This is a genomic window from Streptomyces litchfieldiae (assembly GCF_031845365.1).
Classification (GTDB): Bacteria; Actinomycetota; Actinomycetes; order Streptomycetales; family Streptomycetaceae; genus Streptomyces; species Streptomyces litchfieldiae.
In genome coordinates this window covers 21,320-43,827 of sequence record NZ_JAVREL010000033.1, presented here as the reverse complement: position 1 = coordinate 43,827, position 22,508 = coordinate 21,320, and the positions used below count along the sequence as shown (strand labels likewise).

14 protein-coding genes and 1 pseudogene are annotated in these 22,508 nt (G+C 71.3%); 8 read left to right on the top strand and 7 right to left on the bottom strand.

Going from position 1 to position 22,508, the window contains the following annotated elements:
* The first annotated feature begins 1,220 nt into the window (after positions 1-1,220).
* Positions 1,221-1,751, top strand: a complete 531-nt coding sequence (locus tag RM590_RS33680; protein WP_311708603.1) for a GNAT family N-acetyltransferase — start codon at positions 1,221-1,223, stop codon at positions 1,749-1,751.
* An 806-nt stretch (positions 1,752-2,557) separates the two neighbouring features.
* On the opposite strand, the gene RM590_RS33670 is transcribed toward RM590_RS33680, so the two are convergent.
* Both RM590_RS33670 and RM590_RS33665 read right to left on the bottom strand, forming a co-directional pair.
* Positions 2,558-3,796, bottom strand: a complete 1,239-nt coding sequence (locus RM590_RS33670; RefSeq protein ID WP_311708633.1) for a serine hydrolase domain-containing protein — start codon at positions 3,794-3,796, stop codon at positions 2,558-2,560.
* A 131-nt stretch (positions 3,797-3,927) separates the two neighbouring features.
* A complete protein-coding gene (locus RM590_RS33665) occupies positions 3,928-4,503 on the bottom strand; it encodes a helix-turn-helix domain-containing protein (protein WP_449657254.1) in 576 nt (191 codons plus the stop codon).
* Positions 4,504-4,609: 106 nt separating this feature from the next.
* On the opposite strand from RM590_RS33665, the gene RM590_RS33660 reads away from it, so the two are divergent.
* Positions 4,610-5,374 (top strand): SDR family NAD(P)-dependent oxidoreductase, encoded by a 765-nt coding sequence (locus tag RM590_RS33660; RefSeq protein ID WP_311708601.1) that lies wholly within the window; start codon positions 4,610-4,612, stop codon positions 5,372-5,374.
* Between the two features lie 41 nt (positions 5,375-5,415).
* Here the strand turns inward: RM590_RS33660 and RM590_RS33655 are convergent, their stop codons facing one another.
* Positions 5,416-5,667: a hypothetical protein gene (locus RM590_RS33655; RefSeq protein ID WP_311708600.1), complete on the bottom strand. Its 252-nt coding sequence runs from the start codon at positions 5,665-5,667 to the stop codon at positions 5,416-5,418.
* A gap of 736 nt (positions 5,668-6,403) precedes the next feature.
* A complete protein-coding gene (locus RM590_RS33650; RefSeq protein WP_311708632.1) occupies positions 6,404-7,111 on the bottom strand; it encodes a GNAT family N-acetyltransferase in 708 nt (235 codons plus the stop codon).
* Between the two features lie 1,016 nt (positions 7,112-8,127).
* Here RM590_RS33650 and RM590_RS33645 point away from each other — a divergent pair.
* On the top strand, positions 8,128-9,759 hold the full coding sequence (locus RM590_RS33645) for a hypothetical protein (protein ID WP_449657253.1): 1,632 nt from the start codon (positions 8,128-8,130) through the stop codon (positions 9,757-9,759).
* Positions 9,760-9,774: 15 nt separating this feature from the next.
* Here the strand turns inward: RM590_RS33645 and RM590_RS33640 are convergent, their stop codons facing one another.
* Entirely contained in the window at positions 9,775-12,078 is a 2,304-nt protein-coding gene (locus RM590_RS33640) for an NB-ARC domain-containing protein (RefSeq protein ID WP_311708598.1), read from the bottom strand.
* A gap of 95 nt (positions 12,079-12,173) precedes the next feature.
* On the bottom strand, positions 12,174-14,993 hold the full coding sequence (locus tag RM590_RS33635; protein WP_311708597.1) for an ABC transporter substrate-binding protein: 2,820 nt from the start codon (positions 14,991-14,993) through the stop codon (positions 12,174-12,176).
* Between the two features lie 502 nt (positions 14,994-15,495).
* On the opposite strand from RM590_RS33635, the pseudogene RM590_RS33630 reads away from it, so the two are divergent.
* The 3 genes and pseudogenes from RM590_RS33630 (at position 15,496) to RM590_RS33620 (ending at position 18,378) form a co-directional block, all read left to right on the top strand.
* Positions 15,496-16,229: pseudogene (locus RM590_RS33630) on the top strand (aminoglycoside N(3)-acetyltransferase).
* 10 nt (positions 16,230-16,239) lie between these two features.
* Positions 16,240-17,175 (top strand): LysR family transcriptional regulator, encoded by a 936-nt coding sequence (locus RM590_RS33625; protein WP_311708596.1) that lies wholly within the window; start codon positions 16,240-16,242, stop codon positions 17,173-17,175.
* Positions 17,176-17,286: 111 nt separating this feature from the next.
* Positions 17,287-18,378, top strand: coding sequence for a tartrate dehydrogenase (locus tag RM590_RS33620; RefSeq protein ID WP_311708595.1), 1,092 nt, complete (start codon positions 17,287-17,289; stop codon positions 18,376-18,378).
* Here RM590_RS33620 and RM590_RS33615 read toward each other — a convergent pair.
* Positions 18,356-20,305, bottom strand: coding sequence for an ATP-binding protein (locus RM590_RS33615; RefSeq protein ID WP_311708594.1), 1,950 nt, complete (start codon positions 20,303-20,305; stop codon positions 18,356-18,358). The two genes, RM590_RS33620 and RM590_RS33615, sit on opposite strands and share 23 nt — an antisense overlap.
* Positions 20,306-20,391: 86 nt before the next feature.
* Here RM590_RS33615 and RM590_RS33610 point away from each other — a divergent pair, with 86 nt between their 5' ends.
* Complete coding sequence (locus RM590_RS33610; RefSeq protein ID WP_311708593.1) at positions 20,392-20,949, top strand: TrmO family methyltransferase domain-containing protein; 558 nt, start codon at positions 20,392-20,394, stop codon at positions 20,947-20,949.
* 56 nt (positions 20,950-21,005) lie between these two features.
* Positions 21,006-22,493, top strand: coding sequence for an MFS transporter (locus RM590_RS33605; RefSeq protein WP_311708592.1), 1,488 nt, complete (start codon positions 21,006-21,008; stop codon positions 22,491-22,493).
* Positions 22,494-22,508 lie beyond the last annotated feature (15 nt).

The following is a 22,508-nucleotide window of genomic DNA, read 5'->3' as shown; positions in this document are numbered from 1 at the left end:
CAGCCTGGCGGACCACGTATCCCTTGGGACCACTTTGGGACCACACGCTGTGCGCGCCAGCGAACAACACGAGCTCAGCCGAACGACATGACGTGAGGCATATGCGCCCTGACCTGGTAAAACACCAACCGCGATGATCTGGGGGTCAAGGGGTCGTGGGTTCAAATCCCGCCGTCCCGACCGGGAAATAGCAGGTCAGGGGCCCATCTTCGCGGAGGATGGGCGCCTGATTCGCGTTAAGGGCGCAAACTCGGAGCCAGCTCGGAGTAGATCTTGAAGTGCTCTGCCCGGCGGATCACCGCTCCACGCTGTCCGCCCGCTCCGCAGAAGCCGCTCCAGCGCCGACACCGCCGAATGCGGCGCGAGCGCCAGGCGCGCGTCCAGCGTCGCCTCCCACTCCTCGGTCATCCGGCGCACCAGCCCAATGCGCATCGCGTCCGTCACATGTGCATAGTTTGCTGACACAGAGGTATCGGTATGCCCCATGCGCTCGTCCACCAGCACCTTGGGCGTCCCCCACTGCTCCGTGAGCGTCCGGTGCCCATGTCGCAGTCCGTGACGGGTCAGCCCGTCCTGAACGGACACCCAGCACGCTTCGGCCCGGTCCATGTTCCCCCTGCCGCGCAGGCTGGCTTGCCTTGAAGTTGCGACGGCCACCGTGATCGCCTGCGCGCTGACCGGTCGCCGCGTGCACCTGGTCCTCGGCGCCCGCCCTCTCCCGAACGAAGACCACGTCTGGACCGTCACCCCGGCCGGTGGGGCGGTCGGCGCACACGCCCCCGATCGCCCCTGGACCTCAGTTCACACCGCCCCTCAACTCCGCATCCACCGCAACCAGACGGGTGAAGCTCTGATCTCACTGAGGTTGACGCCATGCGGGTGTGATCAGCGGGAACGTCCGCACGGCGCGATCAAAACGCGTTGCCCGCAGCCGGGCGTGGACGCGCGGTTGGCTTACGTCCCGTCACCGCCCCAGGCCGGGCTGGTCGCGGGCCTCGTCGTGGGTTCGTCTTCGTGCGTGGGGTTGGTCTTTGTCCTGGTGGCCGGGCCCGAGGCTCGCCGAGCTGGGTCGGAGCAGCCGGCGTCGCCCTGGACTGGATCCTCGACGAAGCCCACGCCATCGGCGGCCGACACCGCAAATGGGTGCAAATACCTCTCGAAGAGGACGAGTTAGATACATTCGCTGGTCGTTGCCTGCAGGTAGTGCTCATACTGCCGCAATGGATCCGGTGACTCTTGAGACCGACCGTCTGATACTGCGCGCCTTCGCGGCTGTCGATGTGGATGCGGTGTATGACGCTTGCCAGGACCAGGACATCCAGTTCTACACGCCGGCTCCGGTGCCTTACCGGCGGGAGGACGCCGAGAAGAGCGTCTGTGAGGACTGGCCCGAGGGCTGGGCCACGGACAAGAACTACACGCTCGGCGCGTTCCGCAAGGGCAGCGAGGCGCTCGTCGGCTCGTACTGCCTGACCCGGATCAGCCAGGGGGTGCTGGAACTGGGCTACTGGGCGGTCAGGGAGCAGCGCGGCCAGGGGTTCTCGGTGGAGGCCGCTCGGGCGCTGTGCGACTGGGGCTGGGCCACCCTGGACGTGCATCGCATCGAGTGGTGGGCCATGGTCGGGAACACCGGCTCGCGGGCCGTCGCCGAGAAGCTGGGCTTCACCGTCGAAGGAACCCTGCGTCAGCGGAGTGTCGCCAACGACGGCAAGCCGCACGACTGGTGGGTGGGCGGACTGCTGAGGCCCTGAGGCTTGGGCCGGTGCCAGGCCCACGCCGCCCATGCCGCCCATGCCGCCCGGGGAACGATGGAAGAGAGCCGGGCGGCCAGGGTGTCGTCCCAGCTCGGCGGGTTCGAGGCGCCCAGGAGCGTTGCTGCCCGAGCGCCCCGAGGTGAACGCCGTGCTGGCGACGCATGACTTGCTCGCACTGGCCGTGCTCCAGGCGGCGGCCGAACTCGGCCGCGCGGTGCCCGACAGCGAATCAGACCCCATCCGCCGCTGACAACGGTGGCCCTCGCCAAGCGGAGGATGGCCAACAAGTCGACGGAGTTCCTGCGCGCGGCCGTTGTCGGACCGGGATTCGGGTGGGGCGGCGACGCTGACCAAGGTGCCGCCGGGGCGTACCAGCGCGGCGGATCGGTGGAGTACGCCGCCACCGATCACGGTCGGCGGTGCCAGCACCGGGGAGCCGGTCTTGCTGGAGATCGACGAAGGTGTCGGCGCCCAAGTCCAGCGCGGTGACGGCCAGCGCCAGCCAGACCTGCACCCGCCCGAAGACGTTCAGTTCCTGGCGGCACGCCGGTCGCCGGCCGAAGTGCCGGCGCAGCGGCACACCCGCCACGTGGGCCCCGGTCAGCCCGGCGGACATCAGCGCCACGAGGTTGGCGGCGGCCACCCGGCCGATGCGTGTCGGTCCGGCCGTGGCCGGTCGTGCACCACCGATAGTCCCGCGCCGCGTCGCCGGCACTCAGAACCCGCTCGTTCGTGCCACTGACGGCACCGGCGGCCCCCGCCACCAGTCGCGCACGGAGAGGGCGGCCGACCGGAGAGGGGCACTATCCACGCTGTCCGCACACCGCATGGTCGATCAGGTCGATCGTCGCCTCCGCCTGTTCTGTGAAGCGCTCCTCGTCGCCGTAGCGAGTGGTGAAGACGGCCGCGGCAGCCGAGACGCTGCCGTCCTCGGTGACCGCGGCCTCGGACATGGTGCCAAAGGAGGTGCCGCCGTGATACCAGACGCCCGCTTCACAGCCGTCGACCGGGCGCCAGGCGATGCCGAGCCCGTAGCGGGCCACGTCGCTGCCGGCTTTGCCCGGTGCCGGGACGGTGGTGCGCATCTGCTCCAACTGCTCGGCCGGCAGCAGCGTGCCGTCCATCAGGGCGCGCAGAAACGTGTTCATGTCGCTCGTGGTGGACACGATGCCGCCATCCGCGCCGCCATCGACAGAGAGCGTGGTGTCGGTGAGGTCCTCCCGGCCCGGAAACTGCACGTAGGCGGTGGCCGTGGGGCGAGGGACGTAGGCTGAGGTGCCCAAGGTCATGGTGTGACGCAGACCGAGCGGCTCAATGATCCGCTCGTGGACCTCCTGCTCCCAGGAGTGTCCCGTGACCCGCTCGATGATCATGCCGGCCAGCACGTAGTTGGTGTTGGAGTAGGACCAGCGGGTCTCAGCTCCCGGGTTGTCGGCGTCCGGCAGCCAGCCGGGGGCGCTCGTCATGGCCAACGCGACCTGTTCTTCCGGCGTGCGGACCGTGAATCGTTGCGCCCGGAAGTGCTCGGGCGTCAGTTCTTCGGGGTCGTCGAAGAGGGCATCCGTGTAGTTCGCCAGTCCGCTGGTGTGTTGGAGCAGGTTGCGGATCGTGATGCGGCTGCCGTCGTTGCCGTTGCCTGCCACCACCCCGGGGAGCCACTCCTCAACGGTGTCGTCCAGGCCCAGCGTGCCCTCGGCGACCAATTGGAGGGCTACCACGGCGACAAAGGTCTTGGTGTCGCTGCCGATCCGGTAGTAGGCGTCGAACGGGACCCGCCCGCCCTCGTCCAGGTCGGCGACGCCTGACCTGGCCTCCCGGTCCCGGCCGGCCGCGTCCCGCGCCCGAACGGTCAGCCCGCTCGCGCCGGTGTCCCGTACCGCATCAGCGTCTCGCTGCAGTTGTGCGCGAGAGGAGCCGGGAGCGCCGTCCTGTGCCCAGGCCCCCGAGCCGAGCGCGGTGGCAACTCCGACTGTGCCGACACCGGCCACGGCCAGCGCCACCCTGATCCGGGCCAGTCGACCAAACCGCCTTCGCGTCGTCATCTTCACAGCCCAGACGCTACGGAGCGGCAACTACGCGGACCACCCGGCCATCCGGAACATGGCGGTAGGGGTAACCCCACCCTCGCGGCCGGTCCCCCACCGCCAACACAGACAAGCCCGCCAGCGCTTCCTCAGTCGTCGTGATCGATGGCGACGACATCGTCGCCGAAGGACGCGGCGAGTGCCCGCGTGATCAGTGCGGGCAGTTCAACCCGCCCGTCGTCCTCGGCCCAGCGCGCCAGCGCGGTATGCATCGCGGCCAGGCAGGCGCTGGCTGCCGCCTGGGCGCGGAACGCCGCGTCGGGATCGGTCGTGTCGTTTCCGAGCGCGTCGACAATGGCCTGCTGCAGCGCGTACTGGCTGTCCAGGTGCCTGGCGCGCAGTGCGGGCGTCGCGATCATGAGCCGGAGGCAGTCCAGCAGGAACCGCTCGTTCGCCGCCGCGCCGTCCCTCTCGCCGGTCAGTACCGCGGCCGCGTCGACGAGCGCGCCGCCGATGCGGCGTACCAGGGGCTGCGCCGGGGATGATCCGGCGACCCGCTCGGCGATGAGCCGGGCGGGCTGGTCGATGAGGACGAGGTCCTCTTTCGTGGGGAAGTGCCGGTACACCGTCATCGCCGAGACGCCTGCGGCGTCGGCGACGTCGGCCACGGTCGTGGCGTCGTAGCCACGGTCGGTGAACAGTCGCACCGCGTGTGTCTGAATCACGCGCCGCGTCTCGGATCGCCGTCGCTCCCGCAGGTTCGGATGCCGCTCGCTCATGTGATAGACACTACCTCAATGTTAGCGACTAACATCTTGAAGGGTGGACGGCATGACCGAACTGACCGGCAGGACGGCTGTGGTCACCGGGGCGTCGCGCGGCATCGGGCAGGCAATCGCGGCCCGGCTCGCGGAGCAAGGAGCCCTGGTCATCGTGCACTTCGGCACGGACGAGAGCGGGGCAGCGGCGACGGTCGACACGATAGGCCGGGCCGGTGGCACCGCTCTCGCCGTCCGGGCCGAACTGGGCGTGGCTGGCGACGTCGAGACGCTCTTCGCGGGAGTCGAGGCCGGCCTGGCCGGGCGACCGCTCGACATCCTCGTCAACAACGCGGCGGCACAGCCGGCCGGGCCGCTCGGGACGACGACTCGGGCGGAGTTCGACCGCCTCTTCGCCGTGAACGTGCGAGCGCCGTACTTCATCATCCAGCGCGCGCTGCCCCTGCTCCGCGACGGCGGCCGGATCATCACGATCTCCTCGGTGGCGACCCGCATGGCCAACCCGACCCAGACGTCCTTCGCCATGACGAAGGGTGCCGTCGAGACGATGAGCATGACTCTTGCCAACCAACTCGGCCCCCGGGGGATCACGGTCAACGCGGTCGCCCCCGGCGCCACCAGGACAGCGACCAACGGAGCCTTCTTCGAGGCGCCGGGCCTCACCGAACAAATCGTCGGCATGACAGCGCTCGACCGGCTGGGCGGGCCGGACGACATCGCCGACGTGGTCGCGTTCCTCGCCTCCGACGCCGCGCGCTGGATCACCGGTCAGGTCATCGACGCCAGCGGTGGCCTGTTCCTCGGCCCCCGAGTCTGACCGCCGGAGGGCAACGAGACGGCCCGAGCGAACTGCCGGGCTCACTCCGACGCGGCCACGACCAGAGGCATCGCGTCGCCCTCCCGCGCTCCCGTGCCACTCCGGGGGTGACAGTTGGGACGCGGGGTGGCGCGGAGCCAGCGGGCGGCCCGGAGCGCGCCTATGGCGACGAGGTCCCTGAAGGTGAACACGGCGGTGAGGTCCGGGGGCGCGGTGTGCAGCGCCTCGAACGCGGCGGCGCCGCCCGGCGAGCGTGCCTGCCGACCAACGACAAGGCAGAAGAAGGGAGACACATCAGGATGCTGGTTCGCGCCGGCCCTCTGCCGCTCCGCCCCTGCATCGACGGGACCGAGATCAACGCGACCGCAGCCGGTCGAGGGCTTGCCTGAGCACCGGCGCGGGCACGGGGCGTTGCACACGGCCTCACTCGGGGGCCGGGTCGGCACCGGGCGGGCGGCCGGTGCTGGCGGTGGTGTGTCGCCGTGGCTGCGGTCGGGCGAGGACGCCGTCGCAGTTCATTCCCGGCTGGCCGTACTCGTTCGTCGTGGTGCTGGGGTTCGGCGCCGCTTTCTGGACGAAAGATCCTGGACGCGGCCCGGTTCGGCCCGGCTGACGAAACCGGAGGCCTCTTTCCGTATCCCCGAATACTTTCCGTCACGATCGGCCGATCGACCCCATGTCGACGAGGCGTGACGGGGGTCAGGAGCCCTTCCCCGCCGAGGCCGTCTCGGAGTGCCGTTTGTGCTGGTCACGGAGCCTCAAGGGTAAGGGGCAGCGTGCGGCGCGCGGGTTTGCCCGAGAGGGCTCTCGGGTACACCAGGGAAGTCACGGATCGTTCGCGCCCCTGTCTGAGGGGGAAGCCGAGCGATCAAGGGATGTGGACACCGTGGCGGAGTTCTGGCGCGTCGTGCGTGACGCCATCAACAGCAACAGCATGACTGCCCGCTTGTGCGTGCTACTGCTGATCATTGCGCTTCTGGGCTTCGCCTGGCGCCGCTGAGGCAGGGCTTTCTCAATCCGGAGAACACGTCAAAGCACGGGCGTCCGGAACCCTCGAAAGATCACCTGCGTGCGGCTTTCGAAGCCGAGCCGTTCGTAGAGTGCGATCGCCGCGGTGTTCGTCTCGGCCACGTGCAGGAAGGGACATTCGTTCCGGGACAGGATGCCTGCGGCGAGCGCGCTCACCAGGCGGGCGGCATGGCCTCGTCCGCGCGCCTCGGGCGCCGTGCACACGGCGCTGATCTCCGTCCATCCCGGAGGCCGGAGCCGTTCGCCCGCCATGGCCACCAGCCTGCCGTTGACGCGGATACCGAGATAGGTGCCGAGTTCGTGGGTGCGCGGCCAGAACGGCCCGGGCCGGGTTCGCGCCGCGAGATCGAGCATCTCGGGCGCGTCGGCCGCACTCAGTTCGACCATGTCGGTGCCGATCGCCGCACGGGGCCGCACGGATCGGTTGCCGGGCCAGATCATCTGCCGGCCTTCCAGGGCGAAAACCGGCTCCCAGTCCGGCGGAGGGGTCGCCCGGCAGTTGAACATGTCGGCGAACCCGCCTCGACCGAGCAGCCGGGCGAGGTCGGCCCAGTCCCCCGAGTCCGGAGCGGGGGACACCGCCGAGAAGGTCGCGACTTCTGGCAAGTACGTGCCGACCCGGCCGAGTCGGCGGGCGAGGGCCGCGTGGTGGCCGCGCAGTGACTCGCCCACCGGATCGTCGAGTACGGCGGCGTCCTCGCTCCTCATCGCGCTGTGCCTTTCTCGGACCGTCTCGAAGATGTCGCGCACCGGAGATGCACCGGATCGTCCGAGCCCTCACCGGCGGGCTGGGCGAGAGCCGCGACGAAATCTTCCAGGTCGGCCGCGAGCGGGGTGTCATTGTCCCCGATGGCCTCATAGGCGATCTCCACGGGAGCCCCTCGCCCGGGCGAGGGGACGGGAATCGCCACGAGATGACGATGAGGGCGGTTCCTCGGCGGTGTCGTACGGTTCGCGGCTGAGCTCGGTGACGTTGAACAGGCGGCGCTCCAGCGAGCCGTCCGCGATCAGCGGCTGCGCGTCCGCTCAGACTCTTGACCTCGTGCTGTCGCCTCCGAGCACCACGCGCTCGGAGGCGACACCGTCCCGCACGTCGCTGTCGTCGGCCGAGGCGGAGAGCCCTGATGCCGGAACCAAGGCCACGACCGCCGTCGTGGCGGCAGTGGGCCCCGCGCCAAGCGTGGCATGTCCATGGAACGGTGCACGCGCTCGGCCAAGCCGCGGTGGTCGTGCCGACATCTGTGAGCACGAACGCAGCCGCCTCCGGGCCGGTCGTGTCCTGCGGCGCGTTCGTAGGTGCTCCCCTGCCCACCGCCGACGCCTGGCCCGCCAGAAGCCATCCGGGCAGCGCCCTCGGGCCGGCCCATCGCTACCGCCGTCCCACAACGCACCGCCACCGCCCGGCAAGCACCGTCTCGGCGCCGACAGGCCGGGCAGCCAGCCGCGTCGCGGATACTGTGTACACGTACGCACAGCGGTTATCTCTGAAAGTTTGCAGCGCCAATTGACATCTGATAGGCAACATGCCGCGAGCCGCGAGCCGCGAGCCGCGAGCCGCGAGCCGCGAGCCGCGAGCCGCGAGCCGGCTTACGCGTCTTTCCGCGGCGGGCTTGTAGCAACTCGGGGTAGCAGTGGACGCTAGCGTCGGCTGGCCCATCCAGGTTCCCGTGGGGCACGAAGCCCAGCGCTGGAGCACGTTCCGCGGCGAGAAGACCGTGGTTGTGGTGGCGCGCACGGTCACGTCGACCGTACGCGTTCTGGAGACGCTGCCGGCTCTCCTGCGCGGTGACAGCAGAGTCGCTGTGGTGTTCGCCCACGACCCGTCGTCGGCCTTCAGCGACGGGGTCCTGGATCTGCTCCGTCATGCCGGCTGCCGCGTCATGCCATGGTCACAGCTTCGCGCGTTCAGGCCCGATCTCATTCTTTCGGCGAGCGAGAACGTCAACGTGCCGGAGGCCACCTGTCCGGTGCTCGTCCTGCCGCACGGCGTCGGCTTCCAGAAGTTCGTGCCCCGCGGCGCCGAACAGGGCACCCGGTTGTCCGGCGTCGTGCCGGAGGCGCTGCTCGCGTCGGGACGTGCGTGGCTCGCCGTCTCTCATCCTGATCAGGAGACGCAACTGCTCCGGACACATCCGGAGGCCGTCGGCCGGACGCTGCTCGTCGGAGACCCCTGCTTCGACGAGCTGTCCCGGAGTCTGGGGAACGCCTCAACCTACCGGCGTGCCCTCGGCGTTGCCGAGGGGCAGCGCTTGGTGGTGCTCAGCTCCACCTGGGGCCCCACATCGCTGCTCGGCCGGTATCCGGACCTGCCCGCCCGCGTGTTGGCCGCGCTGCCCTGCGACGAGTACCGGGTGGCCGCGATCGTTCACCCGAACGTGTGGTCGGCGCACGGTGCCTGGCAGATTCGCGTGATCCAGGCCGCCGCGCTGGATGCCGGCCTTCTGCTGATGCCGACCGTGCATGCCTGGCGGTCGGCCCTGGTCGCGGCCGATGCCGTCGTGGGCGATCACGGCTCGGTGACGCTGTACGGCGCCGCACTGGGCAAGCCGGTGCTTCTGGCCGCGTTCGGCCACGACGCCGTTCCCGGAACGGCGATCGACCGCCTGGGACAGGTGGCGCCGCGTCTCAGTCCGGGTCCGGGCAAGGACATACGCCGTCAGATCGAAGCCACTCTGTGGAACCACACTGCCGACCACTATGCCGAGATCTCCGCGGCGGCCTTCGCCGAACCGGGCCGGGCCATCGCCCAACTGCGCGCCGTGGTGTACCGCCTGCTCGAGCTCGCCGAGCCGGAGGTGGCTGCGCCCGGCCTGAAACTGCCCCGGCCGGATCCGCCGGCAGCCGCCGTCACGTCCTGGATGGTGGCGACCTCCCTCTCGGTGGAATCCGGGCACTCCGTCGTCGGAGTACGGCGCCACCCCGCGGCCGTCTCCGGCCACGAGCACGGCCAGGACGGCCATGGCCCCGACGGCGACTACCTTCACCTCGCCTGCGTCGACGAGGAGCGCGACCGGCCGCGTGCCGAGAGCGCCTCGGTCATCCTTCGCGGCTGCCCGGCAGCGACAGTGGTCGCCGCGCGCGCCTGGATTCGGGACACGCTGAACCGTCTGCCCGGCAGTCTGATGGCCGCCACGGCGGTGACGGGCGGCGGCTACCTGATGGGGGTCCGGGACGGGCGAGTCGTCGAGGTGACGGTCACCGGCCGGGCCGTCGACGCCGGACTGCCGGCGGCGGTGGTCTATACGTTGCTGCGGGCCGGGTCCCCCCTGGTGACCGACGACTTCGTGACCCTGCGCGTGGGATCCGGCCGCGAAGAGCACGTGACCCTCCGCGTCCTGGCCTCACTCTCTTCCTGAGCGGGTCCGCCCCGGTCAGCCGTCCTCGCCCGAGGCGGCCGCAGCGTCCAGCCGGTGCAGCCACTGCCGCAGGTCGTCGGCTTCCGGATTGCCACCCGCCTCCCAGATTTCCAAAGCTCTGGCCACGTGCTCTCGCACCTCGTGCGGCGGACCACCGGTGCGCTCGGTGAGTCGGGCCAGACGCACCAACGCCTGCGCCTCGTAGTGACTCGCCTTCTCGTTCCGCAGGATACCGGCCGCCTCGTTCAGTGCGCGCGATGCCTGTTCGGTCTCTCCGAGATGCTCCTGGGCAGTGCCCAGCGCCGCCAGCGCGCGGGCGGCCATGCGACGGTCCTGACAGCTCAGCAGGCGCTGGTGCGCCGTGCGCAGGGTGGCCCGGGCGGCGTCGTGATCGCCGACAGCGTCCTGGGTGCAGCCCAGGAAGTAGGTGGCAATGGCGGCGCCGCGCTCCTGACCAGCGGCGGCGTTGAGCTCGATGGCACGCTCGTAGGCCGCCATGGCGCGAGGTGGGTCGAAGCGGTCCCAGTAGCGTCCGAAGAACTCCTGTACCGAGGCCTGAAGTTCCCGGTGCCCGGACTCCTCGGCGCATGCCACGGCTCGCTCCAGTTCCGTGTGCGCCCGCTCGTGCTCGCCCAGATCCATCAACGGTCGCGACAGCAGACTGCGCAGCCGGGCCTCCCCTGCCGGATCCCCCGATCCGGCCGCCGCCGAAGCGCCGAGCTCCAGCGATTCCTGCCACTCCCCCAGGTGCCGGGAGTGCAGGAAGAGCGCCGTGAATCCCTCGGACAGCGGCCACACCAGCGCATGCAGCCCGTGCCGGTGCGCTACGCGCAGCACGGCCAGGATGTTGGTTCGCTCGGCCTCCAGCCACGCCAAAGGCTGAGGGCCGGACGTGGCCGTGAACGGGTCCGGGGCATTGCCCAGCAACTCCGTCAGATCGGCGACCCGCAGCCGGTCGGCACGAATCGCGCGGTCGGCGAACGCGGTGAGGGCCAGGTAGTGCGTCGCCACCCGCTCCGTCACCGCCCGGCGCTGATCCTCCGGTTCCTCCTCGGCGGCACGCTCCCGGGCGTGCAGGCGGACAAGGTCGTGGAAGCGGAAACGCCCGTCCTCCATGGTTTCGAGCAGGCTCGCCCTCGTCAGTGCCGTCAGTAGGGGCGCGGCCGTCGCCGGACTCACGGCCGCGGCCACCGCGGCCGTCCCCGCGTCAAAGGTACGGCCCGGCAACCAGCCGAGCAGCCGGTACAGCCGCGCCGCGTCCGGTGGCAGAGCGCGGTAGGCAAGGCTGAGCACGGCAGACACCGAACGATCCCCTCCTAAAGACATGCCGGTCAGCCGCCGTGCCTCGTCGGCCAGTTCGTCGGCCAGCACCGGCATCGTCAGCCGTTCCTCGGTCAGCAGGCGGGAGGCCACCACATGCAGGGCCACCGGCAGCCCTCCGCACAGCTCGACCAGCCGCTCAGCGGCTGTCCGCTCCGCCGCGACCACATCCGCACCGCACCGGCCGGCCAGCAACCGCAGCCCGCTGTCCGCGTCCAGCGGGCCGAGTGACATCAATGCGGCGCCGTCCCACGCGAGCTCGGAGAGATCGCCGTTGCTCGTCACCAGGAGGAAGCTCCCCGGCCCCTTGGGAACGAAGGGCCGGACGTGGGCGGGCTGGCTCACGTCGTCCAGGACCACCAGCAGTCGGCGGCCGGCGGTGCGCGAACGGAATTCGTTGGTCCGCTCCGCGAGGGACTTCGGCATGAAAGCGTCAGTCAAGCCCAGTGCCCGCAGGCACATGCCCACCGCCTCCGACACGTCGCCGCCGGCTTCATGGCGCAGCGCCGCGAAGTCCACGTAGATCTGGCCGTCCGGAAACCGCTCGCGGGACTTCTCCGCCCACCGCCAGACCAGCGCCGTCTTGCCGATGCCGGGCAGGCCACCGACCACTCCGTGCCTGACCGGCGACGGCTGCGCGCCACCCGCGCCGATCAATCCGTCCAGCCGGGCGAGCTCCTCGTGGCGGTTCGCGAACGGCACTGTCACCGCGGGCACTTGGTCCGGTTTGACTTGCGGTGTCGCCGCGGTGGGCAGAGGCTGGACGTTGAACGTCACACCGCCGTGGATCTGCTGAGCCTGAACGGCCGAGCCGTGAACGATCCCCGACAGGTCATTCCTCACCGAGGGCACCGCGTGACCGCCCTCGGGCCCGTCAGTACTCATGCTCCTCCCGCCCCTTGCCCGTGCCGCATCGCCCGTAGCCGAACCGAAGAAGCCCAGTATTCCCCACCCCTTCCCCACTCCGTGCGCGTCCCGCGCCGAAGGTGCGGTGCGCACGGCGGACGGCGGTTCGCGGTAGCGATCACCATTCTCGGTTCTTGTTGCCGGGTGGGCTCCGCCGGTTGGTGAGTGGTCTCGCAGTGGCCTGTGGTTCATGTGAAGGAGATCTCCGCGAAGTTCTCGTGCGACAGCGGGGAGACGGTCGGCGGGTTGACGTCCGGGGAGAACGCGATGGCCGGGGGCGAGCTGGAGATCGGCAGGCCGGGCAGGATCTCCATGACCAGTTCGTTGACGTCCTCGCACAGGCGGGTGCGGGTCGACACGTCCGGCTCGGTCCCGGCCCGCTCCATCAGGTCGAACAGCTCCGGGTGCCGGAAGCCCCACTCCTCGGAGTAGCCGTTGAACCAGGCGCCGAGGAAGTTGAAGCCGTCGTTGAAGTCGCCGGTCCAGCCCAGCAGGCGGAGGTCGCAGCCGCCTTCGCTGACGGTGTCGATGTAGGTCGGGTTCCACACCATGGGGTTGGCCTCGACGGTGATGCCCGCCGCTTCGAGGTCCTCGCTCAGCCGCTCGTGTATGCCCTCGGGGTCGGGCATGTACGGGCGCGTGACATCGGTCGGGTAGCAGAACTCCACCGTCAGGTTCTCCTGGCCGGCCTGGGCCAGCAGATCGCGGGCCCGGTCGGTGTCGTACTCGTAGGTCGTGACGTCCTCGGAGTGGCCCGCCACCGTGTCCGGCACGAACTGTGTGGCGACCACGCTGCCCTCCGGCAGTCGAGTGTCGACCAGGGACTGCCGGTCGATCGCGTGCGCGATGGCCCGGCGGACACGGAGATCGCCGAGTGCCTCGTTCTCCTCCTGCGTGAAGCCGAGATAGAAGATGTTGAAGACGTCACGGGTGGGCATCTGGAAGTCCGCGTCGAGCAGTGTCGGCACGTCGCCGGGCGCGACCCTGTCGTAGCCGTCGATGGTGCCCGCCTCGAGGGCCTGCCGGCGGGCGTCCTCCTCGGGGATCGTGCGGAAGACCAACTCCCGCACGCCGGCCTGATCGCCCCAGTAACCGGCGAAGCGCTCCAGAGTGACCTCGCCGCTGTCCCGGTCCCAGTCGGTGAGCCGGAAAGGGCCGGTGCCGGCGAGCACGCCCGGCTCCCGGCTGTACTCGGGGTACGTGATGTCCACGTCCTCGCCGGTGGCCTGCTGCGACTCCATCTCCTCGAGAGAGTCCGGGGAGTGGATACCGAAAGAGGAGAGGGAGAATCCGCCGGGCAGATTGGCCGAGGGACGGGCGACCTCGATGACAGCGGTGAGTTCGTCGGGGGCGGTGCAGCCCGCGTAGTCGGGCTCGGGGATGTCCTCGCTCCCGTTCTCCGCGAAACCGCCGAACACCATCTGCCAGTAATAGGACACCGCGACGTCCTGGTAGGTGCCCGACCAGTTGTGCCATCGGTCGAAGTTCTGGCAGACCACGTCGCCGGTCAGCTCGCCGCCGTCATGGAACGTGACACCGTCGCGCAGGTGGAACGTCCATGCTGTGCCGGCCTCGTTCGATTCCCAGCTCTCGGCGAGGCCGCCGACCAGCTCCGTCCCGCCGGGCTCATGTTTGAGCAGCGTCTCGAAGACCTGCCGCGTCACGCGGAAGGTCTCGTCGTCGCTGGCCAGCGACGGGTCGAGCGCGGTCGGGTCACCCGCGGTGCCGAAGACGAACGTCTCATCGCCTCCCAACGCCTCGCCGCCTCCCGGCGATCCCCCGTCACCGGACGATCCCCCTTCACCCGTCCCGTCGCCGTTGGGGAGAACGACGATCAGCAGGACGATGACGGCGAGCAGCGCCGCGCCGGCCGGGATCAGGACCGCGGCGAGGCGCCGGCGGGGGGCCGGGGCCGGTGGGGGTGCGGGGCCGACCGCGGGGGGCTCGGGGGGCTGGGCCGGGGAGGTCTGTGTGTGCGCGGCGTGCGGGCCGGGGGCGTCGCCCGGCGTCGGTTCAGGCCGGGGGTCCGGAGCGGTCGTGGGGGAAGGTGGGGTCTCGGCCGCGGGACGTCCGGGCGGCACCTTCTCCGGCACCGGAGGCAGGGGCGTCTGCCTGCGCAACAGCACGGTCCGGGCCAGGGAGTCGGGCAGCCACGCCGACTCCACGAGCGCCCGCGCGCCGACCGGTTCCTCCCCCGCCGCGTCGGCCAGCCGTTCCAGCAGCACCGGCACCGTCGGCCGATCCGCCGCGTTCTTGGCCAGGCACGGCTCGACCAGCGCCCGCAGACCGGGTGACAGACCGTCCAACCGGGGCGGCTCGTAGACCGCGCGGTAGTTCACCACGTGGGCCGAGCCCGTACCGAAGGGCCCCTGCCCGCTCGCGGCGTAGACCAGCACGGCACCCAGGGCGAAGACATCGACCGCCGGTCCGACCGGGTCGCCCCGCACCTGCTCCGGGGCCATGAACCCCGGTGTCCCCACCACCATCCCCGTCTGTGTCAGGGCGCTCGCCGCCTCCGCCGCCACCGAGATGCCGAAGTCGATCACGCGCGGACCGTCCGCCGCGATCAGCACGTTGGACGGCTTCAGATCCCGGTGCACCACCCCCGCCTCGTGGATCGCCCCCAAAGCCTCTCCCAGGGCCGCGCCGAGCGCCGAGACCGAGGACTGCGGCCACGGACCGTGCCGCGCCAGGGCCTCCGCCAACGACAGGCCCGGCACGTAGGCGGTGGCCAGCCATGCCGGGGTCCCGTCGGTGTCGGCCTCCACGACGCCGGCCGTGAAGAAGCTGTTGACCCGCCGGGCCGCGGCCACTTCCCGGGCGAACCGTGCCCTGAAACCCGGATCATCGGCCAGTTCCGGCCGCACCACTTTCACCGCGACGGCCCGTCCGCCGGGCGAACGCCCCAGGTAGACCCGGCCCATGCCACCCGCGCCCAGCCGCGCCAGGATCCGATAACGCCCGATGCTCGGCGGATCCGACGCGTCCAATTCCCGGAAACCTGTCATGATCCCCTCCGCGCACCCGGCGCCCCCACCGTCGCCAACCGGCCCAAGCCGCCACTTTATTCTGCCAGTTGGCGCCGGACGAAGGCAGCATCGCTCACGCGTCGCGACTGCGGCGTCCGGATGACGGAATCGGCCGAGGAACGTCCTGCCGCGTGACGGCAAGGGCGGCGGTGGCGCGTTGCGTTCACGTGCCGGCCCGCAGCGGGCGATCAGCAAGTCCCCGGCGCCGTCCACGTGCTCCTCGCCGGAGGTGGCCGGGAACGCCTCGTACCGATCTCTCCGGGCCCGAGCACGGGGTGCCCGGCGGCCCTGTTCGTCCGGGCCGAAGACGCGGCATCCGAGCGGCGATCCCGCGGTCCCCGACGACTCCGAGCGAATTCGTGACGCCGACACCACAATTTCCGAATTCGGCGTGACGCGGGTGCGAGCCGGCGCGGCCCAACGTCTTCGCGGCCGCAATTCAGTTGCCCAGGTGCCGTGGCTCGGCGCCAGGTTCGCAAGCATGGAGGACATGGCCTTGCTCAAGCACTCCGGCGGTCCGGTGTCCCGAAGCCGGATCAGCCCCGTGACCTGGCCGCGCTCGGCCTCGGGGACGGCGATGTCGTCATGTTCCACACCCGCATGTCCGCCATCCGCTACGTGGCCGGCGGACCGCAGACCATCATCGGTGCCCTCCAGGACGTCGTCGGAACGCGGGGAACCCTCATGGTGACCTGCGGCTGGAACGACGCGCCGCCCTATGACTTCATCACCTGGCCGCAGGACTGGCAGGACGCCCGGCGCGCGGAACATCCCGCTTACGACCCCGCCCTCAGCGAGGCGGACCATCCCTGGGACGATCCCCACGACCCCGCCAGCCCTCTCGCGCGGCTGGTCGCCCGCGGTGGCCGGGTCCTTCTGCTCGGCGCCCCCTTGGACACCATGACACTGCTGCATCACGCCGAGGCACTCGCCAAGGCCCCCGGCAAGCGGTTCGTGGACTACGAACAGCCCATCCTCGTGCAGGGGCGGCGGGTCTGGCGCCGCTTCCGCGACATCGACTCGGAGAACGGGGCCTTCGACTACTCGGCAGTGGTGCCCGAGGGGCAGGAGCCGTTCGAAGTCATCGCCCGGGACATGCTCACCGCGGGAATCGGTCGGCGAGGCAGAGTCGGCGCCGCCGAGAGCCATCTGTTCGAGGCCGCGGAAGTCGTCGGCTTCGCCACCACCTGGATCGAGGACAAACTGAGCAGGTAGACGCACGGCAGTGGAATCCCAGAAGGACCGGGAGGCACCCTTGGACGCCCGGCAGCTCGAGTACTTCCTGGCCATCGCCGAGCACGGCGGATTCAACAAGGCGGCCGCCGCACTCCACGTGGCCCAGCCCTCCTTGTCGCAGGCGATGGCGAACCTGGAGGCCGACCTCGGGGTGGCGCTCTTCCACCGTGTCGGCCGGGGCGTCGTGCTCAGCGACGCGGCGCTGGAACTGCTGGAACCGAGCCGGCGCGTGCTGCGGGACCTGGCCGCGGTACGGGACACCGCCGCCGCGCTCGCCGGGCTGCACGGCGGCACGGTCGAGGTGGCCACCATGCCCTCGCCCGGCATCGAACCGCTCACCACGCTCATCCACCGCTTCGCCGAGGTGCATCCCCGGGTGACCGTCAGCACGCGGGCCGCCTTCACCGCTGACGAGGTCATGACCCTCGTCCGCGACGGCGCCTGCGAACTGGGCCTGCTCGGTTCCGCCACGCCCGTGCACCCGTCCGGCCTCGACGTCCTGCACGTCGAGGAGCAGCCGTTCGTGGTCGTGGCCATGCCCGGTGGGGAGATCGAGGACGACGTCGCGATGAGGCCGGAAAACCTGGCGGGGCAGAGGCTCATCGCGTCCCGGCCGGGCAGCCTGATGCGCAGCCTCGTCGACGGCATCACCACGGACGACGGCGCCGGCACCAGGGTCGTGAGCGTCGTCGACCACCGCACGTCGATCCTGCCGCTGGTGCTCAGCGGGGTCGGAGTGGCGATCCTGCCCTCCTCCTGGACCCGACTGGCCCGCCGTTGTGGCGCCGCCGTCGCCCCCATCAAACACACCGCCCGCCTCCACGTGGCGCTGGTCAGCCTGCCCGCGCACCTCACCCCGGGCGCACGGGCGCTCCTCGGGCTGACGCGCGCGTACACCCGGCGCGGGAACCCCGACGCCACATAGGCCACACCGATCGGCCACGCCTATACGTCACATCGGAAGCCGGTCTTGGACGCGCCACGGCCGTTCTGTGTTGACTCGAACCGGTCGCATCACGACGAGCCGGAGGCACCCATGACCGCGCCCCACACGTTCCGCATCGCCGCGATCCCGGCCGACGGGGTGGGCAAGGAGGTCGTCGCCGCCGGGCGAGCCGTCCTGGACGCCCTGGCCGAGGGCTCCAAGGGCTCTCCGAACCCCTTCGCCTTCTCCTGGGAGGAGTTCCCCTGGGGATGCGAATACTACGAGCGCACGGGCACGATGATCGACGCCGACGGCCCGGACCGGCTCAGGGACTTCGACGCCATCTACTTCGGCGCGGTCGGCTGGCCCACCGTTCCCGACCACATCAGCCTCTGGGGCCTGCGGCTCAAGATCTGCCAGAGCTTCGACCAGTGGGCCAACATCCGCCCGGTCCACTTCCTGCCCGGAATCACCAGCCCTCTGCGCAAGGCCGACGATACCGACCTCGACTGGGTCGTCGTCCGCGAGAACAGCGAGGGCGAGTATGCGGGCCTCGGCGGCCGCAACCTCGCCGGCCGCGGGCCCGGCGGCGAAGTCGCCGTCCAGACCGCCCTGTTCACGGAGGTCGGGTGCGAACGCATCATGCGCTTCGCCTTCGACCTGGCTCGCACCCGTACCCGCCGCAAGGTCTCCTCCGTCACCAAGAGCAACGCCCAGCAGTACGGCATGGTCCTGTGGGACGACGTCTTCAAGCGCGTCGCCGCCGACTACCCCGACGTCGAGACCGAGAGCGTCCTCGTCGACGCGATGTCGGCGAAGTTCGTCCTCCGCCCCGAGGACCTGTCGGTCGTCGTCGCCTCCAACCTCAACGCCGACATCCTCTCCGACCTCGGCAGCGCCCTGGCCGGCAGCCTGGGCCTGGCCGCCAGCGCCAACCTCAATCCCGAGCGCCGCTTCCCCAGCATGTTCGAGCCCGTCCACGGCTCCGCGCCCGACATCGCCGGCCGTGGTCTCGCCAACCCCATCGGCGCCGTCGGCAGCGCGGCCCTGATGCTCGACCACCTCGGCCTGCCCGACCAGGCGGCCAGGCTCCACCGGGCGATCGAAACGACCACAGCCGCGGGCATCCTCACCCGGGACGTCGGCGGCACCGCCTCCACCGGGGACGTCACCAAGGCGCTCATCGACGCGTTGAACGCCTGACGACGCCAACGGATACACCGGTCATGGCCCAGCGCCCAGCAGGTCCGCAGTGAGCTGGGATGCCCACCGAGCCGGCCCGTTCCGCGTGAGAGCAGCAGCCTAGGGCCTGGGTCAGGAGTTGCAGGGCGTGCGGCAGTTCGCCGATCAGGCCGCGTTCCCGGCAGCGGTCCACCCGGGCCGCCGCGAGGGCGCAGGCCGCGTCGTCGTCGCCCGTCATCAGCGCGCTGAACACGGCATAGGTGCCGACGATGGTCCCCGCGCCCCGGTCGTCCGCCGGGACGGCGGCGCGCATCAGAGCGAGGCCGACGGCCGGCTCGCCGTCCACGAGGCGCACCGTGCCGATCACCGGCGCCAGTGAGGCGTCCGCGCGGGGGGTGAGGCTCTCCAGGAGGTTCGCGGCGCGCCGCAGGGCGGCGTGGTCGCCGGCGAACCAGGCGTCGCCGGCGAACCAGGCGTCGTCGGCGGCGGTCGCGAGCATGGCCGCGGCGTCGCCCGGCGCGCTGGCGGTGACTCCGGTGGCGGCGTCGATCAGGGTGTGGGCGGCCGGGGCGGCGCGGCCGAGTTCGGAGTCGGCCATGGCGGCCACCGTGGCCAGCCGGGCGAGCACCGGGGGGTCGTCGGTCAGCCGCTGGCCTCTGTGTGCCGCGGTCCGGGCGCGGCGCAACTGTCCGGCGCCGAGTGCGGCCTCGGCCGCCGCGGCGAGGCGCGCAGCCCGCCGGTGCGGGCTGACGGTGAGCTGCGCGGCGCGTTCGTAGGCGGTGGCCGACGAGGCGTGGCTGCCGCGTTGCCGGGCACGGTCACCGGCCGCCGCCAGGGCGTCTCCCGTGTGCTCGTCGGGGCCGACGGCGGCGGCCGAGAGGTGCCAGGCCCGGCGGTCGGCGTCCTCCTCGGCGTCGAGGGCCCGGGCCACCGCCTGGTGGACGGCGACCCGTTGCACGAGGGGCGCCTCGCGATAGGCGGCGGTCTTCACCAGCGGGTGCCGGAAGCGCAGCCGGCCGTCGGCGACGCGCAGCATGTGCCCGCGTTCGGCGGGTTCCAGGTCGGGCAGCCCGGCACCGGACTCCTTCGCCGCCCGCAGCACGAGGTCGAGGTTGCCGGTGCCCTCGGCGGCGGCGATGAGCAACAGGCGCTGGGTGCGCTCGGGCAGCAGCCGGATCGCGTCGCGCAGGGAGCGCTCGACGCGGCTGACCACGGGAAGCTGCGGTGGGTGCAGGGGCAGCGGAACGAGGTGCCCCGCGCGCTGCTTCGGGGTCAGCATGCCGGCGAACTCGATGAGCGCCAGCGGGTTTCCCTCGGCCTCCTCGATGACCCGGTCCCGCGCCTCCGGCGCCAGGTCGGCCGCCACGGTGGCCAGCAGCCCCTCGCAGTCCGGCCGCGCGAGGCCGGCGAGCCGCACCTCGGGCACGCCGTGGAGGTGCGGTTCCGCACCGTTGCCGCCGTCGCGTGCGGCGAGGATCATGGCTATCCGGTCGGCGCCGAGCCTGCGCGCCGCGAACCCCAGGGCTTCCGCGGAGGCCCGGTCGAGCCACTGCGCGTCGTCGATCAGGCACAGCAGCGGACGTTCCTCCGCGAGATCGGAGAGCAGAGTCAGCAGCGCGAGACCCACGAGGAAGCGGTCCTCGGCCTCGTCCCGACCCTGGCCGAACGCCACGCGCAGGGCAGCCTGTTGGGCCCACGGCAGGCCGTCGACCAGGTGCCGGGCCGGTCGCAGCAGCAGGTGCAGGGCGGCGAACGGCAGCTCCGCCTCCGCCTCCAGGCCGGTCACCCGCAGCACCCGCATGCCGGAGGCGTCCCGCGCCGTCTGCTCCAGCAGGGCCGACTTGCCGATCCCGGCCTCGCGGCGCACGACGGCCGCGCCGCCCCGGCCGGCCCGCGCCTCTGCGGCGACCCGCCGCAGGAACGCCAACTCGGCATCCCGACCGATCATGTGGCGCTCACCTGCCTAAGACCGAGGCGACTCTACCTAAGCGACGGGCGGGCGGGGCGGTCGGCGGTCCGGAAGGACCGGTCGCCGTGACCGATGAGGCGGCGGGCCGGCCGCCCGTACGGTCGCCTCCACGGCCAGCGTCTGGAGGATGCCATGGAGTCGGAGAGGAAGACGGGGAAGGGGAACGCCGTCGTCAGCCGCCCCATCGGGACGGTGGTCGGGGGGCGCCGGGAGGCGTTCGACGACGACTGGAACACCGAGACGGCGGTCATCCGGCTCGACGGCGCCCGGTTCACGCCGGACGCGCTGGCCGGGCTCGACGCGTTCTCGCACCTGGAGGTGATCTTCCACTTCCACCTCGGAAACCGGGCCGCGTCCACACCGGGGCGCGCCACCCACGGGGGAACGCGGACTGGCCGCTGGTCGGCATCTTCGCGCAGCGCGGCAAGGACCGCCCGAACCGGCTGGGCGTCTCGCGGTGCTGGCTGCTCGGCGTCGAGGGCCTGGACGTGCGGGTGCGCGGCCTGGACGCCGTGCACGGCACGCCGGTGCTCGATCTCAAGCCCTACATGGCGGAGTTCGGCCCGCAGGGCGAGGTGCGGCAGCCCGACTGGGCCACCGAGCTGATGCGCGCCTATTACTGATGGCCCGTGACAACACTCATTGACAACACCTGCGAGAGTATTCGGAGGGCGTCCCCATGTCCCATCCCGCTTCCCCGCCCGACGGCCGGCGCTGGCCGGCCCTGGTCTTCATCTGCCTGGCCCAGCTCATGGTGGTGCTGGACGTCACCATCGTGAACATCGCGCTCCCCACCGCGCAGGCCGATCTCGGCTTCTCCGACGGCGACCGGCAGTGGGTCGTCACCGCGTACACCCTGGCGTTCGGCAGCCTGCTGCTGCTCGGCGGCCGGATCGCCGACTACACCGGCCGCAAGCGCGCGTTCGCCATCGGCGCGGTCGGCTTCGCGCTGGCCTCCGCGCTCGGCGGCGCGGCCGGCAGCTTCGAGCTGCTGCTGGCCTCCCGTGCTCTCCAGGGCGTCTTCGGGGCGCTGCTCGCCCCGGCCGCGCTCTCCCTGATCGCCACGACCTTCACCGAGACCCGGGAACGCGCCAAGGCGTTCGGCATCTTCGGCGGGATCTCCGCCGGCGGCGGCGCGATCGGCCTGCTGCTGGGCGGCTGGCTGACCGACGCGTTCGACTGGCGCTGGTGCATGTATGTCAACTGCCTCATCGCCCTCGCCGCCCTCTCCGGCCTGGGCCTGATGCGCGAGTCCCGCGACACCCAGCGGCGCCGCCTGGACATCCCCGGCGTGGTGCTGGTGACCGGCGGCCTGGTCGCCGTCGTGTACGGGCTGAGCGAGGCCGAGTCCGAGGGCTGGTCCTCCGGCATGGTCATCGGCATGCTGGCCACCGGCGGCGTGCTGCTGATCGCGTTCGTCCTGGTGGAACGCCGCACCGCCGAGCCGCTGCTGCCGCTGCGCGTGGTGCTGGACCGCACCCGGGGCGGCGCGTACCTGGCCGTCGGCTTCGCCATCATCGGCATGCTGGGCACGCTGTTCTTCCTCACCTACCACGTGCAGTTGGTGATGGGGTACTCACCAGTCAAGGCGGGGGTGGCGTTCCTGCCCATGACCCTCGCGGTGGCGGTCTCGGCCGGTGGCATCGCCCCGCGTCTGCTGCCCAAGGTCCCGCCGCGCGCGCTGATGGTGCCGGGACTGCTCATCGCGGCCGGCGGCCTGGCCTGGCTCACGACCCTGGAGCCGGACTCCTCCTACGCCTCCGGTCCGCTGACCGGCATGCTGATCATCGGCTTCGGCATGGGCCTGGTGATGGCCCCGGCCATCAACTACGCCACCCACGCCGTTCGCCCCCAGGACGCGGGCGTGGCCTCCGGCACCGTCAACACCGCCCAGCAGATCGGTGGTTCGATCGCCACCGCGCTGCTCAACACCCTGGCCACCAACGCCACCGACGACTACCTGGCCGGCCAGGCCACGCGGGCCGGTGAGCCGGCCGTGCTGCGGGAGGGGCTCGTCGAGGGCTTCACCACGGCATTCGCCTGGGCGTCGGGCATCCTCGTCGCCGCCGCGGTGATCGTCGGGCTGCTGATGAACACTCCCCGGCCCCGTCGCGACGCCGAAGCCGAGCGGGCGGACGCCGACAGCGTGCCCGTGCACCTGGGCTGACCGGCCGGAACGGCC

Coding starts and splice junctions, on each gene's coding strand:
- RM590_RS33680 (WP_311708603.1), top strand. CDS start 1,221: ATGGATCCGGTGACTCTTGAGACCGACCGTCTGATACTGCGCGCCTTC.
- RM590_RS33670 (WP_311708633.1), bottom strand. CDS start 3,796: ATGACGACGCGAAGGCGGTTTGGTCGACTGGCCCGGATCAGGGTGGCG.
- RM590_RS33660 (WP_311708601.1), top strand. CDS start 4,610: ATGACCGAACTGACCGGCAGGACGGCTGTGGTCACCGGGGCGTCGCGC.
- RM590_RS33650 (WP_311708632.1), bottom strand. CDS start 7,111: ATGAGGAGCGAGGACGCCGCCGTACTCGACGATCCGGTGGGCGAGTCA.
- RM590_RS33635 (WP_311708597.1), bottom strand. CDS start 14,993: ATGACAGGTTTCCGGGAATTGGACGCGTCGGATCCGCCGAGCATCGGG.
- RM590_RS33620 (WP_311708595.1), top strand. CDS start 17,287: ATGACCGCGCCCCACACGTTCCGCATCGCCGCGATCCCGGCCGACGGG.
- RM590_RS33615 (WP_311708594.1), bottom strand. CDS start 20,305: ATGATCGGTCGGGATGCCGAGTTGGCGTTCCTGCGGCGGGTCGCCGCA.
- RM590_RS33605 (WP_311708592.1), top strand. CDS start 21,006: ATGTCCCATCCCGCTTCCCCGCCCGACGGCCGGCGCTGGCCGGCCCTG.